This is a genomic window from Pseudomonas fluorescens group sp. (assembly GCF_020093335.1).
Taxonomy (GTDB): domain Bacteria; phylum Pseudomonadota; class Gammaproteobacteria; order Pseudomonadales; family Pseudomonadaceae; genus Aquipseudomonas; species Aquipseudomonas petroselini.
Genome location: NZ_JAIOKW010000005.1, coordinates 24,688 through 39,782, shown reverse-complemented (window position 1 = coordinate 39,782; position 15,095 = coordinate 24,688). Strand labels below are relative to the sequence as shown.

The 15,095-nt window shown below is 61.4% G+C and carries 13 protein-coding genes; 7 read left to right on the top strand and 6 right to left on the bottom strand.

Going from position 1 to position 15,095, the window contains the following annotated elements:
• Nucleotides 1-100: 100 nt before the first annotated feature.
• Together K7431_RS07605 and rep are read right to left on the bottom strand one after the other, a co-directional pair.
• A complete protein-coding gene (locus tag K7431_RS07605; RefSeq protein WP_003195447.1) occupies nt 101-673 on the bottom strand; it encodes a xanthine phosphoribosyltransferase in 573 nt (190 codons plus the stop codon).
• 58 nt (nt 674-731) lie between these two features.
• Nucleotides 732-2,741, bottom strand: coding sequence for a DNA helicase Rep (rep, locus tag K7431_RS07600; protein WP_015886514.1), 2,010 nt, complete (start codon nt 2,739-2,741; stop codon nt 732-734).
• A 256-nt stretch (nt 2,742-2,997) separates the two neighbouring features.
• On the opposite strand from rep, the gene K7431_RS07595 reads away from it, so the two are divergent.
• Entirely contained in the window at nt 2,998-4,662 is a 1,665-nt protein-coding gene (locus tag K7431_RS07595; protein ID WP_015886513.1) for a putative bifunctional diguanylate cyclase/phosphodiesterase, read from the top strand.
• Between the two features lie 63 nt (nt 4,663-4,725).
• On the opposite strand, the gene K7431_RS07590 is transcribed toward K7431_RS07595, so the two are convergent.
• Entirely contained in the window at nt 4,726-6,129 is a 1,404-nt protein-coding gene (locus K7431_RS07590) for a NorM family multidrug efflux MATE transporter (RefSeq protein WP_043206054.1), read from the bottom strand.
• A gap of 152 nt (nt 6,130-6,281) precedes the next feature.
• Between K7431_RS07590 and K7431_RS07585 the strand changes: the two genes are divergently transcribed.
• Together K7431_RS07585 and K7431_RS07580 are read left to right on the top strand one after the other, a co-directional pair.
• A complete protein-coding gene (locus tag K7431_RS07585; protein ID WP_015886511.1) occupies nt 6,282-7,202 on the top strand; it encodes a LysR substrate-binding domain-containing protein in 921 nt (306 codons plus the stop codon).
• A 177-nt stretch (nt 7,203-7,379) separates the two neighbouring features.
• Complete coding sequence (locus K7431_RS07580) at nt 7,380-9,356, top strand: methyl-accepting chemotaxis protein (protein WP_015886510.1); 1,977 nt, start codon at nt 7,380-7,382, stop codon at nt 9,354-9,356.
• A 71-nt stretch (nt 9,357-9,427) separates the two neighbouring features.
• Here K7431_RS07580 and K7431_RS07575 read toward each other — a convergent pair whose 3' ends face one another.
• From K7431_RS07575 to K7431_RS07565, 3 genes are all read right to left on the bottom strand, one after another.
• Nucleotides 9,428-10,924 carry a YifB family Mg chelatase-like AAA ATPase gene (locus K7431_RS07575; RefSeq protein WP_015886509.1) on the bottom strand — a complete coding sequence of 499 codons (1,497 nt, stop codon included), beginning with the start codon at nt 10,922-10,924 and terminating at the stop codon, nt 9,428-9,430.
• A 93-nt stretch (nt 10,925-11,017) separates the two neighbouring features.
• Nucleotides 11,018-11,422, bottom strand: a complete 405-nt coding sequence (locus tag K7431_RS07570; RefSeq protein ID WP_015886508.1) for a hypothetical protein — start codon at nt 11,420-11,422, stop codon at nt 11,018-11,020.
• Between the two features lie 65 nt (nt 11,423-11,487).
• Nucleotides 11,488-11,748 carry an accessory factor UbiK family protein gene (locus K7431_RS07565; protein ID WP_015886507.1) on the bottom strand — a complete coding sequence of 87 codons (261 nt, stop codon included), beginning with the start codon at nt 11,746-11,748 and terminating at the stop codon, nt 11,488-11,490.
• A 420-nt stretch (nt 11,749-12,168) separates the two neighbouring features.
• On the opposite strand from K7431_RS07565, the gene glnK reads away from it, so the two are divergent.
• From glnK to sutA, 4 genes are all read left to right on the top strand, one after another.
• Entirely contained in the window at nt 12,169-12,507 is a 339-nt protein-coding gene (gene glnK / locus K7431_RS07560) for a P-II family nitrogen regulator (protein WP_002555808.1), read from the top strand.
• Between the two features lie 34 nt (nt 12,508-12,541).
• Nucleotides 12,542-13,882, top strand: coding sequence for an ammonium transporter (locus K7431_RS07555; RefSeq protein ID WP_015886506.1), 1,341 nt, complete (start codon nt 12,542-12,544; stop codon nt 13,880-13,882).
• Between the two features lie 211 nt (nt 13,883-14,093).
• Entirely contained in the window at nt 14,094-14,519 is a 426-nt protein-coding gene (locus K7431_RS07550) for a secondary thiamine-phosphate synthase enzyme YjbQ (protein WP_015886505.1), read from the top strand.
• A 103-nt stretch (nt 14,520-14,622) separates the two neighbouring features.
• Nucleotides 14,623-14,949 carry a transcriptional regulator SutA gene (gene sutA, locus K7431_RS07545; RefSeq protein WP_015886504.1) on the top strand — a complete coding sequence of 109 codons (327 nt, stop codon included), beginning with the start codon at nt 14,623-14,625 and terminating at the stop codon, nt 14,947-14,949.
• The last annotated feature ends 146 nt before the right edge of the window (nt 14,950-15,095 follow it).

The following is a 15,095-nucleotide window of genomic DNA, read 5'->3' as shown; positions in this document are numbered from 1 at the left end:
TGGGTCAGCCAACCCATTGGGTGATTGATACACCGCGATCGGGGGCAAGCCCCCTCCCACACTTTTAACCGTGCCCACACAAGATAGGCGTGGGCTGCGATTACTCGATGAAGGTGACCACACCACCGGCGAGGGATTTGACCCGTGCCAGGGATTCCACTCGGTATCCCTGCGCATCCAGCTCCGCACGGCCGCCCTGGAACGACTTCTCGATCACAATCCCCAAGCCGGCCACGGTCGCGCCGGCCTGCTTGATGATCGAAATCAGCGCCTGGGACGCCTTGCCGTTCGCCAGGAAGTCATCGATCACCAGCACGCGGTCGCTGCTGGTCAGGTGGCGTGGGGAGATCGCCACGGTGCTCTCGGTTTTTTTGGTGAAGGAATACACCGTCGCCGACAGCAGGTTTTCGGTCAGGGTCAGGGATTGCTGCTTGCGCGCGAAGATCACCGGTACGCCCAGGTTCAAGCCGGTCATGATCGCCGGGGCGATGCCCGAGGCTTCGATGGTGACGATCTTGGTGATGCCCGAGTCCTTGAACAGCGCGGCGAATTCGTCGCCGATCAGCTTCATCAGTGCCGGGTCGATCTGGTGGTTCAAAAAGGCGTCGACCTTGAGTACCTGATCGGAAAGCACGATGCCTTCTTCGCGAATTTTCTTATGCAGTGCTTCCACGGAAAGCTTCCTCTAATGGCGCGGTGCGCGCCGAAAGTAGATTAAAAAGTAGTCGATTCTAGCGCTTTAACATCGCGCGTATGTCCGCCAAGGCGGTGTTGCCGCGAACGGCCTTCACCTCGGTGGGGGTGTCGTCATTGCCTTCCCAGGCCAGATCGTCCGGTGGTAGCTCGTCCAGGAACCGGCTGGGGGCACAATCGATGATTTCGCCGTATTGCTTGCGCTTGGCGGCAAAGGTGAAGGCCAGTGTCTGGCGCGCGCGGGTGATGCCCACGTAGGCCAGGCGACGTTCTTCTTCGATGGTGTCGGCTTCGATGCTGGAGCGGTGCGGGAGGATTTCCTCTTCCATGCCCATGATGAACACGTAGGGAAATTCGAGGCCCTTGGATGCATGCAAGGTCATCATCTGCACACCTTCGGCGCCGTCTTCTTCTTCCTGCTGGCGCTCGAGCATGTCGCGCAGCACCAGTTTGCCGATGGCGTCTTCGACGGTCATCTCGCCGTCTTCGTCTTTTTCCAGGGTGTTCTTCAAGGCTTCGATCAGGAACCAGACGTTGCCCATGCGGTAGTCCGCGGCCTTGTCGCTGGAGCTGTTGGTGCGCAGCCAGTTTTCGTAGTCGATGTCCATGACCATGCTGCGCAGGGCGCTGATCGGGTCTTCGCCGGCGCACTGCTCACGCACCTTGTCCATGAAGCGCTTGAAGCGCGACAGGCGATCGGTGAAGCGCGTGTCCAGGTGTTCACCCAGGCCGATTTCGTCGGTGGCGGCATACATCGAGATCTTGCGTTCAGTGGCGTAGTTACCGAGCTTTTCCAGGGTGGTGGAGCCGATTTCGCGGCGCGGCACGTTGATCACGCGCAGGAAGGCGTTGTCGTCGTCCGGGTTCACGATCAGGCGGAAGTAGGCCATCAGGTCCTTGACTTCCTGGCGTCCGAAAAAGCTATTGCCGCCTGACAGGCGATATGGCACTTGGTGGTGCTGCAATTTCAGCTCGATCAGCTTGGCCTGGTAGTTGCCGCGGTACAGGATCGCGAAATCGCTGTAGGGCCGGTCGGTGCGCAAGTGCAGGCTGAGGATTTCCACGGCCACGCGCTCGGCTTCGGCGTCTTCGTTGCGGCAGCGGATCACGCGGATCTCGTCGCCATGGCCCATCTCGCTCCACAGCTGTTTCTCAAATTCGTGTGGATTGTTGGAGATCAGCACGTTGGCGCAGCGCAGGATGCGGCTGGTGGAGCGGTAGTTCTGCTCCAGCATCACCACTTTCAAGGACGGGTAGTCGTCCTTGAGCAGCATCAGGTTTTCCGGGCGGGCGCCGCGCCAGGCGTAGATCGACTGGTCATCGTCGCCTACCACGGTGAACTGGTTGCGCTTGCCGATCAGCATTTTCACCAGCAGGTATTGGCTGGCGTTGGTGTCCTGGTATTCGTCCACCAGCAGGTAGCGCACCTTGTTCTGCCACTTTTCGAGGATGTCGGCGTGTTCCTCGAACAGCTTCACCGGCAGCAGGATCAGGTCGTCGAAGTCCACCGCGTTGAACGCCTTGAGCGTGCGCTGGTAGTGGGTGTAGACGATGGCGGCGGTCTGCTCCTTGGGGTTGCGTGCGTTTTCCAGGGCCTGGGCGGGCAGGATCAGGTCGTTTTTCCAGGCGCCGATCATGTTCTTGATCTCATCCACGCCGTCGTCGCCTGCGTATTCCTTTTGCATGATGTCGGTCATCAGCGACTTCACGTCGGTCTCGTCGAAGATCGAGAAGCCCGGCTTGTAGCCCAGCCGCGCATGCTCCTTGCGGATGATGTTCAGGCCCAGGTTGTGGAACGTGCACACGGTGAGGCCACGGCCTTCGCCACCCTTGAGCAGGGTGCCGACGCGCTCTTTCATTTCCCGCGCTGCCTTGTTGGTAAAGGTCATGGCGACGATGTACTGGGCGCGGATGCCGCACTGCTGGATCAGGTGCGCGATCTTGCGGGTGATCACACTGGTTTTGCCGGAGCCTGCACCGGCGAGCACCAATAGAGGGCCGCCGACGTAGTTCACGGCTTCTTGCTGCCGGGGATTGAGTCGGGACATACAGAATTCAGGGAGTCGTTATTCAAAAGGGCGGGCATTTTAACAGGCTGGCAGGATTCTGCCCTGTCAGAACGACAGTGTGACGTACCACTCGATCTAAATTTGCCGGTTTTGTTACTTTGCCGCAGGATGTGCGGGTTGTTAGAGACTAATGTTTACAGTTCGCGTGTTTGATAACCCCTATCATTGGTGATTATCGGGCCGCACGTCATAATGCCCGTCGCCAACGAAATCTTGCAGAGTCTAGGGAGCTAGCTTGTCTACGCCTGTCGAACCCTTGCGTTTGCTGCTGCTGGCCGATGAGCCCGCGTGGGCAGCGTTATTGCGCGAGTGCCTGGCGCCGATGGGCGATGGGGCTGTGCTGATCAGTGCGCCAAACTGGGAGTCTGTGAGCCGTCTGTTCGATGACGACCACAGCGCCGTGTTGTTGACCACGCCCAGCCTGCAACCCGGCCCCGGCCGTTGCAGCCTGCCGTGTGTGTTGCTGCTGGAGCAGGAACCGCTGGTGTCGCCCCTCGGTGTCAGCGATTGGCTGGTCCGCGATGTATTGGACGCCGATACGTTGCGCCGCTGCCTGCGCCACGTTCGTGAGCGCGGTTTGCTGGAAAACACGCTGCAACGCCTGGCCGAGCAGGACCCGCTCACCGGTATCGCCAACCGCCAGGGCTTTCAGACCCTGCTGGCTGCGCGGCTCGCCGAGAATGACGGGCGCGGCCTGGCGCTGGGCCACCTGGACCTCGATAACTTCCGCCATGCCAACGACGCCCTCGGCCACCAGGCCGGCGACCGGCTGATCCTGCAAGTGGTCTCGCGGCTCAAGAGCCAGCTGGAGGCCGGGGATCAACTGGCGCGCCTGGGCAGCGATGAATTCGCCCTGTTGATCGACACCCGCCGTGCCCCCCAGCGCGCCGAGTGGATGGCCGAGCGCATCACCGAGGTCATGGCCGAACCTTACTGGGTGGATGGTGAAAGCCTGCTGATCGGTTGCAGCCTGGGTGTGGCGCATGCCCGCGCCCGCGCCGGTGCCGACCCATTGATGTGGCACGCCCATATCGCCATGCAACAGGCCAAGAGCACCCAGGGCTGTACCTTTCATATCTTCAACGAGCGCATCAACCGCAATGCGCGCAGCCTGGCCGACCTGGAAAGTGAACTGCGCCGTGCCTTGCGCCGTGATGAATTGGAGCTGCATTACCAGCCGCGCCTGGACCTCGACGATGGGCATATCGTCGGTCTCGAGGCCCTGGTGCGCTGGCGCCATGGCGAGCGTGGCCTGTTGCCGCCCAGCGAGTTCGTGCCCCTGGCCGAGCAAAGCGGCTTGATCGTGCCGTTGGGCTACTGGGTCATCTCGCGGGCCCTGCGCGACATGCAAGACCTGCGCGAACGCGGCCTGCCGCCGCTGCACATGGCGGTCAACCTGTCGTTCCGCCAGTTCCAGGACAGCCAGTTGCTCTCGACCCTCAGCCGGCTGATTGCCGAGCGTGGCGTGGAGGCGCAGTGGCTGGAGTTCGAACTCACCGAAACCGCCGTGATGCGCCGCAGTGATCTGGTCAAGCAGACCATGGACGCCCTCGGCCGCCTCGGTGTGCGGTTTTCCCTGGATGATTTCGGCACGGGTTTCTCTTCGTTCGTGCACCTCAACAGCCTGCCGATTGCCTTGTTGAAGATCGACAAGAGCTTCGTCGGCGGCATGGAAGAGCGCGAGGAAAACCGCAAGCTGGTGCATGCCATGATCAACTTGGCTCACAACCTCAACCTGGAAGTGGTCGCCGAAGGTGTGGAAACGCCGGAGCAGTTGGCGCTGTTGCGGTTGTTCGGCTGTGATCAGGCCCAGGGTTACCTGATCAGCAAGCCGTTACCGTTGCCGGAGCTTGTGGACTACCTGACCTTCGGCAAAAGCCAGCAAGCGCTGCTGGGCTGAGGTGCGAACCCAATCAACATGTGGGAGGGGGCTTGCCCCTTCCACATCAACCGAGCAGGGCTTTTAGTCTGCCTGTGCGGCTTGAAATGAGCCTAGAGGGTCAGGCTCTTGCCGAATCATGCGCTTCATCTTCGCCTCAAATGCCCAGGTCAGGCTCACTGCCGCGCACGCCAGGCCCAGTGCCAGACCCCACCACACGCCGGTCGGCCCCCAGCCGAGGGTGAAGGCCATCAGCCAGGCCGATGGCGCACCAATCAACCAATAGCAGCCCGCGCCGATCAGAAAGGTGGTCTTGGCGTCTTTCAGCCCACGAATGCAGCCCATGGCGATGGTTTGCACGCCGTCGAACAGCTCGAACCATGCCGCCACCGCGAGCAGGCTGACGGCCAGGACGATGACGTCATGGAACGCCGGGTCGTGGTGGTCGATGAGCAGTCCGATCAGCGGATCGGAAAACAGCCATAACACCACGGCAAATCCCAACATCACCGCCGCACCAAATCCTATGCCGACACGCCCTGCCAGGCGTGCCTGCAGTAACTGCCCGGCGCCGTAATGCTGGCCGATGCGCATGGTCACCGCGTAGGACATCCCCGCCGGCACCATGAACGCCACCGAGACGATCTGCAGCGCAACCTGATGCGCGGCCAACTGTGTGCTGCCCATGGTGCCCATGCACAACGCCGCAAAGGCAAACAACCCGACTTCAACGGCATAGGTGCCGCCAATCGGCAGGCCCAGGCGCCACAGCTCACGCAGGTACTGGGTATTGAGGCGCAGCAGGCCGGTGCTGAGCGGGTAGGCTGCATAGGCACGGTTCCTGTGGATGTACCCCATCAGCGCCAACGCCATGCCGTTGGCGACGACGGCGGTGACCAGGCCGATGCCCATCAGGCCCAATTTCGGCAGGCCGAAGATGCCTTCGATCAACGCGTGGTTGAGCAGGTAGTTGGCCACCGCGCCGCCGAGGCTGATGACCATCACCGGCTTGGCTTTGCCAATTGCGCTGGTGAAGCCGCGCAAGGCCATGAAGCTCAGGAAACCGGGCAGGGCGAACGGCAGGATCGTCAGGAATTGCCCGGCCGAGTGCACATTGGTTTCGGTCTGGCCAAACATCAGCAGCAACGGCTTGAGGTTCCACAGCAGCAAACCGGCCGCCAAGGCCATCAGCCAGGCCAGCCACAGCCCGGCCTGGGTCAGGCGGGTGGCGCCCTCGATATCGCCCGCACCTTGACGGATGGCCACCAGGGTCCCGACGGCAGCAATCACGCCGATGCAGAAAATCGACACGAACGAATAGCTCGCCGCGCCCAGCCCGCCGCCGGCCAGGGCTTCGGGGCTCAGACGGGCCATCATCAGGGTGTCGGTCAGCACCATCAGCATGTGCGCCAACTGTGAGGCAATCAACGGCCCTGACAGCCGCAGAATGGCCCAGAGTTCGGTACGTGCCGGATGCTGCATGATCATCACACTCGAAAATTCGCAGGGGTGGGGAAGGGTGGATTCTCGGCGCTCTCAGTGCATTGCACAAAGGGATAAATGCGATCGCTCGCATGATTAAAACTCATGCTTGCTTGATTCTGGTAGGGTTTGCGCATTGCGCTGTCGGAGCTTTTCCTATGTCCCGTCGTCTTCCTCCGCTTTATGCCTTGCGTGCATTTGAAGCCGCCTCTCGACACAACTCCTTCACCCGCGCAGCGGAGGAGCTGTCCATTACTCAAAGTGCGGTGAGCCGGCATATCCGCACGCTGGAAGAGCATTTCGCCTGCCGCCTGTTCCAGCGCAGCGGCCGCACCTTACAGCTCACCGAGGCCGCGCGCCTGCTGCTGCCCGGCGTGAGGGAAGGCTTTGCTGCGCTGGAACGGGCCTGTCATACCTTGAACGCTGAAGATGACATCCTGCGTATGAAGGCGCCGTCGACCCTGACCATGCGTTGGCTGCTGGCGCGGCTCAGTCGCTTCCGGGCGCTGCAGCCGGGCAATGAGGTGCAACTGACCAGCGCCTGGATGAGCGTGGACGAGGTGGACTTCAACCAAGAACCGTTCGACTGCGCGGTGCTGCTGAGTTACGGGCATTTCCCGGCCGACTGGGAGGCCAGTTATCTATTTCCGGAATTGCTGATCCCGGTAGGCGCGCCGAACCTGCTGGAAGATGGGCCCTGGGATGCAGCACGCCTGGCCACCGCCGAATTGCTGCACCCCACCCCTGACCGTCGCGACTGGCGCAATTGGTTGGAGCGCATGGGGTTGTCATCCCAAGTGTCGCTCAAGGGTGGGCAGGTATTCGATACGCTCGAACTGGGCATGATCGCCGCCGCGCGGGGCTATGGCGTGTCCATGGGCGACCTGTTGATGGTGGCCGAAGACGTGGCCCAAGGGCGGTTGAGCCTGCCGTGGCCAACCGCCGTGGCCAGTGGCGAAAATTACTACCTGGTCTGGCCGAAAACCCGCCCCGGCGGCGAGCGTTTGCGGCGCTTGGCGGAGTTTCTCCAGGCAGAAGTCAAGGCCATGGCATTGCCCGAGGTCGAACGTCTCGATTGAGTGCCGGCAGGCCGCTCCTGCAATCGTTTGCGCGATGTCCCGGTGATGCGCTCAAGTATTGGCTCTGCCCGCCGAAGTAGGTGTGTTGGAACCATCGTGCACCAACGTTACCCACTAGATAATTTGCCGAGCAGCGCTATGAGATCAGGATGATCCTGGCCTCGGCCAGGAGCCATCATGTCTCAACCTCGCGCCCGGATTGCCTCCCAGCTTGGTATCGCGTTAGCTGTGATCCTTGCTGTTGCCATTGGTGGCAGCACTGTTTTTGCCCTGCGTTCGCTCGACACCGCCAACCTCGCGACCCGTGAGGAACACTTGGCCAGCGAGGCGCGCTTGCTCGCCGACCAGCTCAATACGTTTCACAGCACCTTGCGTGAGAGTACACAGCGCCTGACGGGGCTTTTCGAGAAGCGCTTCAGTGCCGGCTTGCGCGTACAGGCAGATCAACCTGTTGCCGTCGCGGGTGTACAGACCCCGAGCTTGTACCTGGGCAGCGATCTGCTGAACAACAACTTCGATAAAGTCGACGAGTTCAAGCAGATGTCCGGCGGTGTGGCGACGGTGTTCGTGCGCAGCGGCGACGACTTCATCCGCGTCAGCACCTCCCTGACCAAACAGGACGGCAATCGCGCCATCGGCACTGTGCTTGACCGCAATGGGCCGGCCTATTCGCGTGTGTTCAGTGGGCAGACTTACATCGGCCGCGCAGTGTTGTTCGATCGCTCCTACATGACTCAATACAGCCCGGTGCGCGACGCCAGCGGCAAAGTCATTGCGGTGCTGTTCATCGGTTTTGACTACACCGACGCGCAGAATGCCCAGTTCGAAAACCTGAAACGCTTCCGTATCGGCCAAACGGGTTCCCTGGCGTTGCTGGACGAGCAAAAGCGCTGGCTGGTACCACCGGCCGGCGTGCAGGCGCCAGACCAAGCGGTGCCGGTGATGTCGGACTTGGCCAAGACCCCCGGTACGGGGCGCTTCTGGGCGGACAAAACCGAGGACTTCTACAGCGTGTCGGTGCCCTTCGAAGGCGGGCCGTGGGCTGTGGTCGCAAGCATGCCCAAAGCGGAGATTCGCTCGGTGACGTGGGATGTCGGCATTCGCCTGGTGATCGGCAGCGTGCTGGCCATGCTGCTGGCCGTCGGCGCAACGGTTTGGCTGCTGCGCAGCAAACTCGCGCCGTTGAGTGACCTTGTACGCCAGGCCGAAGCCTTGGGCGCGGGTGATTTGAGCGCGCGTCTGAACGTGTCCAGCCATGACGAAATCGGCCAGTTGGCACGCAGCTTCAATCAGATGGGAGAAGCGCTGTCGACCATGGTCTCGCATATCCGCAAGGCGGCTGAAGAGGTCAACAGCCGCGCCCAGGCATTATCCGGTCTGTCCGGCGGTGCCTACGAAGGCATGGAGCAGCAGTCCGGCGAGATCACCAGCATGGCCGGCGCGGTAGAAGAGTTCAGCGCCACGTCGCTGAACATCGCCGACAACATGGGCGCCACGGAACGCCTGGCCCAGGAAAACGCCCAGCAAACCCGTATCGGCCGTAACTCGATGCAAGAAGCCTCGTCGTCCCTCGAACATATCGCGACCTCGTTGAACAGCACGGCCACGGTGATTAACACCCTGGGCCAACGCTCCCAGGAAATCGGTGGGATCGTCGGTGTGATTACCTCGATCGCCGAACAGACCAACCTGCTGGCGCTCAACGCTGCGATCGAAGCCGCCCGGGCCGGTGAGCAAGGCCGGGGTTTCGCCGTGGTCGCCGACGAAGTACGCAACCTGGCTTCGCGCACCCGTCAGGCCACCGACGAGATCTCTGGGATGATCCAGAGCATCCAGCACGAAACCGGCAACGCCATCAGCACCATGGAACACGGCAACGCGCTGATGCAGGAAGGCCTGTCACGCAACGCCGACGTGGCGTCGGCGTTGGCACGTATCGACGAGCAAAGCCGCTCGGCCGGTCAACAGTTCGCGGCGATCACCACCGCCACCCAGGAACAGAGCAGCACCGCGACCTTGCTCAGCAGCAATTTGCAGAGCATTGCGCTGGCCAACAGCGAGCAGCGCGAAGTGGTGTCGAACCTGGCGATCACCGCCAAGGAACTCGAAACCCTGGCGGCGGGCTTGCGGCATGAGGTGGATCGGTTCCGCTGAAACCGGCCCTTCAGGCGCAGTTGATCAAGTGTGGGAGCAAGCCCTCTCCCGCATCAGGTTCTGCGCCAGGCTCAAGTGATCGCCGCCGGGCGGTATTGCAAGGCCTCCTTCAGATGGTCGCGCGTGATGGCATCTCCCTGCTCCAGATCCGCCAGGGTCCGCGCCACCTTGAGCAGCCGATGCGCCGCACGCAGCGACAGGGTCAATCGCTCGCAGGCGGTCTCCAGCCAGCCTTCATCGACCTTTGCCAGCGTGCAGTGACGGCGTAGCCCAGGCAGGTCAAGGAAGGCATTCGCGCAGCCCTGACGCCGCAACTGGCGCTCCCGTGCCTCGGCTACCTCTGCCGAGGCCTTCGCTGTGGTATCGCCGGCCTGCTGGATTGGATTCAGCGCAGTGGTTTCCCGAGCAACGGTCAGGTGCAGGTCGATGCGATCCATCAACGGCCCGGACAGCTTGTTGCGATAGCGCTGAATTTGCTCCGGCGTACAACGACAGCGCCCACTGGGTTCACCCAGGTAGCCGCAGGGGCAGGGGTTCATGGCCGCCACCAGTTGAAAGCGCGCCGGGAAACTCACTCGGTCACGGGCGCGGGAAATCACGATATGCCCCGACTCCAAGGGTTCACGCAGTACCTCCAGCACTTTGCGATCAAATTCCGGCAGCTCATCCAGGAACAGCACCCCGTGATGGGCCAGGGTGATCTCCCCCGGCTGCGGTTTCGAGCCGCCTCCCACCAGCGCTGGTCCTGAGGCGGAATGGTGTGGCTGGCGAAACGGCCGGTGCGGCCAATGGCTCAGCGGCGCCAGGCTGACGACCGACTGAATCGCAGCCACTTCCAAAGCCTCCTGTTCACTCAGGGGGGGCAACAACCCCGGCAGTCGGCTGGCGAGCAACGTCTTTCCCGTGCCCGGCGGCCCGCTGAACAACAGGTTATGTGCGCCCGCCGCGGCGATCAGCAGCGCGCGCTTGGCCGCCAATTGGCCCTGGACTTCACTCAGGTCTGGATACGGCTTATTCAAGTACAGCAAGCCGTCGGACTTATACGGTTCAATCGGCACATGCCCATTCAAGTGCGCCACCACCTGCAGCAAGTGATCCACCGCGATCACCTTCAACCCTGAAGCCAGGCACGCCTCCTCGGCATTCGCCCGCGGCACTATCAGGGTACGCCCGGCCTTGCGTGCCGCCAATGCGGCCGGCAACACACCTTTCACCGCCCGGACTTCACCGGACAGCGCCAGCTCCCCAAGGCACTCCACGTCATCGAGCATCAGCGCCGGCACCTGCACACTGGCGGCCAGGATCCCCAAGGCAATCGCCAAGTCAAAACGCCCGCCGTCCTTGGGCAAGTCGGCGGGCGCGAGGTTGAGGGTGATGCGGCGGGACGGGTATTGAAGCGCGGAGTTAAGGATCGCGCTGCGCACGCGGTCCTTGCTTTCCTTGACCGCCGTTTCCGGCAAGCCCACCAGCGTCAGCGACGGCAGACCATTGGCCATGTGCACTTCGACGGTGACGGCAGGGGCTTCGACGCCGATCTGGGCGCGGCTGTGGACAATGGCGAGGGACATGCTCGTTCCTTGAAAGGGAGGGCCGCTTGCTGCGGTTTTTCAAAGGTAGTCGAGGGAGTGCAGGTGCAAGGGAGCAGACTTTTACAGGACGTATCAACGTGCAAAGGCGCTGGGGTAGTTGGCCAGGTAGGCATCGTTGAGTTGTGTGTCGGGGGCGCGCATGAACGTGCGCAAATCAGGGATCAGGAACACCCGCAACGACAAGCCCGTCATCATTGCACCCAACGACGTGATGCTCAGCGCGATGCCTAACTGAGCGATCAGGCCGTTCATGGCGAAACTGCTCCCCAACAGTGCAAAGCCCGCCGCGACGCAGAGGTTGCGGGGCAGGCGGTTGGCGAGCCGGCCCAGGATCGGCCCGAGCAGAATGGGAATGGACGACAGCATGCTTTTGGTGCGCAGTGCCAGGGAGAAGTGATCGTCGTCTGCAAACAGCGGAATGATCGACGATTGCAACGGGTCGCATACGCCGGCGACGGCGCTGCTGAGCAGCATCACGCCCCGACGCTAGCGGGTAGAGCAACCATCAACAGCGCGGTCAGCAGGCTGGCCATGGAGGCCGGTTATTCGCCTGCTGGCGTCAACCGTGCTTCAAGCTCCGCTACCTTCGCCTCCAGGTTCTCCAGGCGTGCGCGCGTACGGGCGAGCACCACCATCTGGCTGTCGAATTCTTCCCGGCTGACCAGGTCGAGCTTGCTGAAGCCGCTCTGCAGCAACGCCTTGAACTGGCTTTCGATTTCATTGCGGGGCAGGGGGGTGTCACCGCTGAACAGGCGAGAGGCGTGGCCGCTCAGGGCGTCGAGGAGGTCTTTGGGCGCGAGCATGGGAAATATTCCGGAAAACTGTTGGCCGGCAGTGTATCACGCAGCGTCTATAGTCTTTTCGTGACCCGGGCGCACGCTTTTCGCGCAGGGGGCTGGGCGGTGGCGCACTGTTTTTGTGCGCATTGTGGTCGCCAGCACCGGCGCTGGGTCGGCATAAGTGGGCAAAGGACTGATTTCAGTGATTTTTACGGAGCTGGCAAGGTTTCTGCTTAGACGATCATGACCCATGCACTGATGCAGTCGCTGTGACGAATGCAGTGCGCCGACGGATCAGGGGTACAGGTTTCGTCACCAGTGGTTCGCTGGCGTCGCAAAGGCAAATGCCGAGGCGACGATGCGTTACAAAGCCAGGCACTGCGCTTAGACTTGAGACGGGTTTGTTTTCCTGGGGCAAGTCCACCAATTCGGGAGAGAGTTTTCATGAAGCTAGTCACTGCCATCATCAAGCCGTTCAAGTTGGACGATGTACGCGAGTCGTTGTCCGAGATCGGCGTGCAGGGCATTACCGTTACTGAGGTCAAAGGCTTCGGTCGGCAGAAGGGTCACACCGAGCTGTACCGCGGCGCGGAATACGTGGTCGATTTCCTGCCGAAGGTGAAGATTGATGTCGCCATTGACGACAAGGATCTTGACCGGGTTATCGAGGCGATAACCAAGGCCGCCAACACCGGCAAGATTGGTGACGGCAAGATCTTCGTGGTCAATCTGGAACAGGCTATTCGCATCCGTACCGGCGAAACCGATACCGACGCAATCTAAGCCGCCAAACCCCAACGCCCCAGGAGAAAACAATATGACTCTGCGTAAATTCGCAGGGCTCGGAGCCCTGTTGTCCATCGTAATGCCAAGCCTGGCCATGGCGGCAGACGAAGTGGCTGCTCCAGTCCTCAATTCCGGCGACACCGCCTGGATGCTGACCGCCACCGCCTTGGTGCTGTTCATGACCATCCCGGGCCTGGCGCTGTTCTACGGCGGCATGGTTCGTTCCAAAAATATTCTGTCGGTGATGATGCAGTGCTTCGCCATCACTGGCCTGATCAGCATCCTGTGGGTCGTCTACGGTTACAGCATCGCGTTCGATACGACCGGGATGGAGCAGGGCGTCGTCAACTTCAATTCCTTCTTCGGCGGCATGGGCAAGGCGTTCCTGGCGGGCGTTACCCCGGCCAGCATCACCGGGCCTGCGGCGCTGTTCCCGGAAGCCGTGTTCATCACCTTCCAGATGACCTTCGCCATCATCACCCCGGCGCTGATCGTCGGTGCTTTCGCCGAACGCATGAAGTTCTCGGCGATGCTGATCTTCATGGCTATCTGGTTCACCCTGGTCTATGCGCCGATCGCGCACATGGTCTGGAGCGGTAACGGTGGCCTGATGTGGGACTGGGGCGTGCTGGACTTCGCCGGCGGCACCGTGGTTCACATCAACGCCGGTGTGGCTGGCCTGGTGGCGTGCCTCGTGCTCGGCAAGCGCAAAGGCTTCCCGACCACGCCCATGGCCCCGCACAACCTTGGTTACACCCTGATCGGTGCCGCCATGCTGTGGATCGGCTGGTTCGGCTTCAACGCCGGTTCTGCCGCTGCCGCTAACGGCACCGCCGGCATGGCGATGCTGGTCACCCAGATCGCTACCGCTGCGGCGGCGTTGGGTTGGATGTTTGCCGAATGGATCACCCACGGTAAGCCAAGCGCACTGGGCATCGCCTCGGGTGTGGTGGCGGGTCTGGTTGCGATCACTCCGGCTGCGGGCACCGTAGGCCCGATGGGCGCGCTGATCATCGGCCTGGCGGCGGGTGTCGTGTGCTTCTTCTGCGCAACGACGCTGAAACGTAAACTGGGCTACGACGATTCCCTGGACGCCTTTGGTGTACACGGTATCGGCGGTATCCTCGGTGCGATCCTGACCGGTGTCTTTGCTGCACCATCGATGGGTGGCTTCAACGCGGCGACCACTGATATCGCGGCCCAGGTCTGGATTCAGTGCAAAGGCGTCGGCTTCACCGTGATCTACACCGCCATCGTGACCTACATCATCCTCAAGGTGCTGGACATGGTTATGGGCCTGCGGGTCACCGAAGAAGAAGAGGCTGTCGGCCTCGACCTGGCACAACACAACGAGCGCGGCTACAACTTGTAAGTACGCGAAAAAAAGATGCCCGGCTCGCCGGGCATTTTTTTGCCTGGCGTTTGTCAGTCATAACAAGCTGTACCGGTTTTCGCCTCAAGTTTGTGATGGGGCGCACACGGCACTTTTCTGCGTGCGAATGTCTTACAGCCATGTAGGCGTATTCGGCACTTTGTTTTTTCCCAGAGCGCGCTAGAATGCGCGCCGATGGGCGGAGAACTGTATGTGGCAACAGACCCTGATTACTCTGCGGGCCAAGCCCCGGGGCTTTCACTTGGTGACCGATGAGTTGCTGGCCGGCTTGCCTGAATTAAGGGCCTGCCGCGTGGGCTTGTTGCATCTGTGGCTGCAGCACACCTCGGCCTCGTTGACCGTCAACGAGAATGCCGATCCGGCGGTTCGCCGTGACTTCGAACGTTTTTTCAACTCGCTGGTGCCGCAAGGCCTTGCAGGGTTTGAACACAACGACGAAGGTCCGGATGACCTGCCGGCGCACTTCAAGGCCAGTCTCCTGGGCTGCCAGCTGAGTTTGCCGGTGAAGGCCGGCCGCTTGGCGATGGGGACCTGGCAAGGTGTTTATCTGGGCGAGCACCGTGATCATGGCGGTGCTCGTAAAGTCCTCGCCACCTTGCACGGTGATGGGGCATAAGCCACTGGTTATCCGGTGGATGTTGATTTTTTTCCAGCCGCCGTCGACAGAGGGTGAAGCTGGGCTATAACTAATCTGCTTTTCGCAAGTCATGAGGTAGAACATGAGCGACGATGATCTGGAAAACGACGAACTCGAAGTAGGTGACGAAGACGACACCGAAGAAGGTCTTGAAGCGGCGGCGGAAGACGTTGCTGACGACGACGGTGGCGATGATGCACCTGTCCCGGCTGCCAAAGGCAAAGCCAAGGCAGCGGTGTCGGTAGATGAATTGCCGAGCGTTGAAGCCAAGAACAAAGAGCGTGATGCCCTGGCCCGTGCGATGGAAGAATTCCTCGCTAAAGGCGGCAAAGTGCAGGAAGTCGAGGCTAACGTGGTGGCAGACCCACCGAAGAAGCCGGATAACAAGTACGGCAGCCGACCTATCTGAGGTCAGTCACCTGCTTGTAAGAAAAAGCCCGCCGTCGCTGCGGGTTTTTTCATGCCTGGAGGTCACTGGCGATAAAAAATGTGGGAGGGGGCTTGCCCCCGATAGCGGTGTATCAGCCAAAGAATATATTGGCTGACCCACTGTAA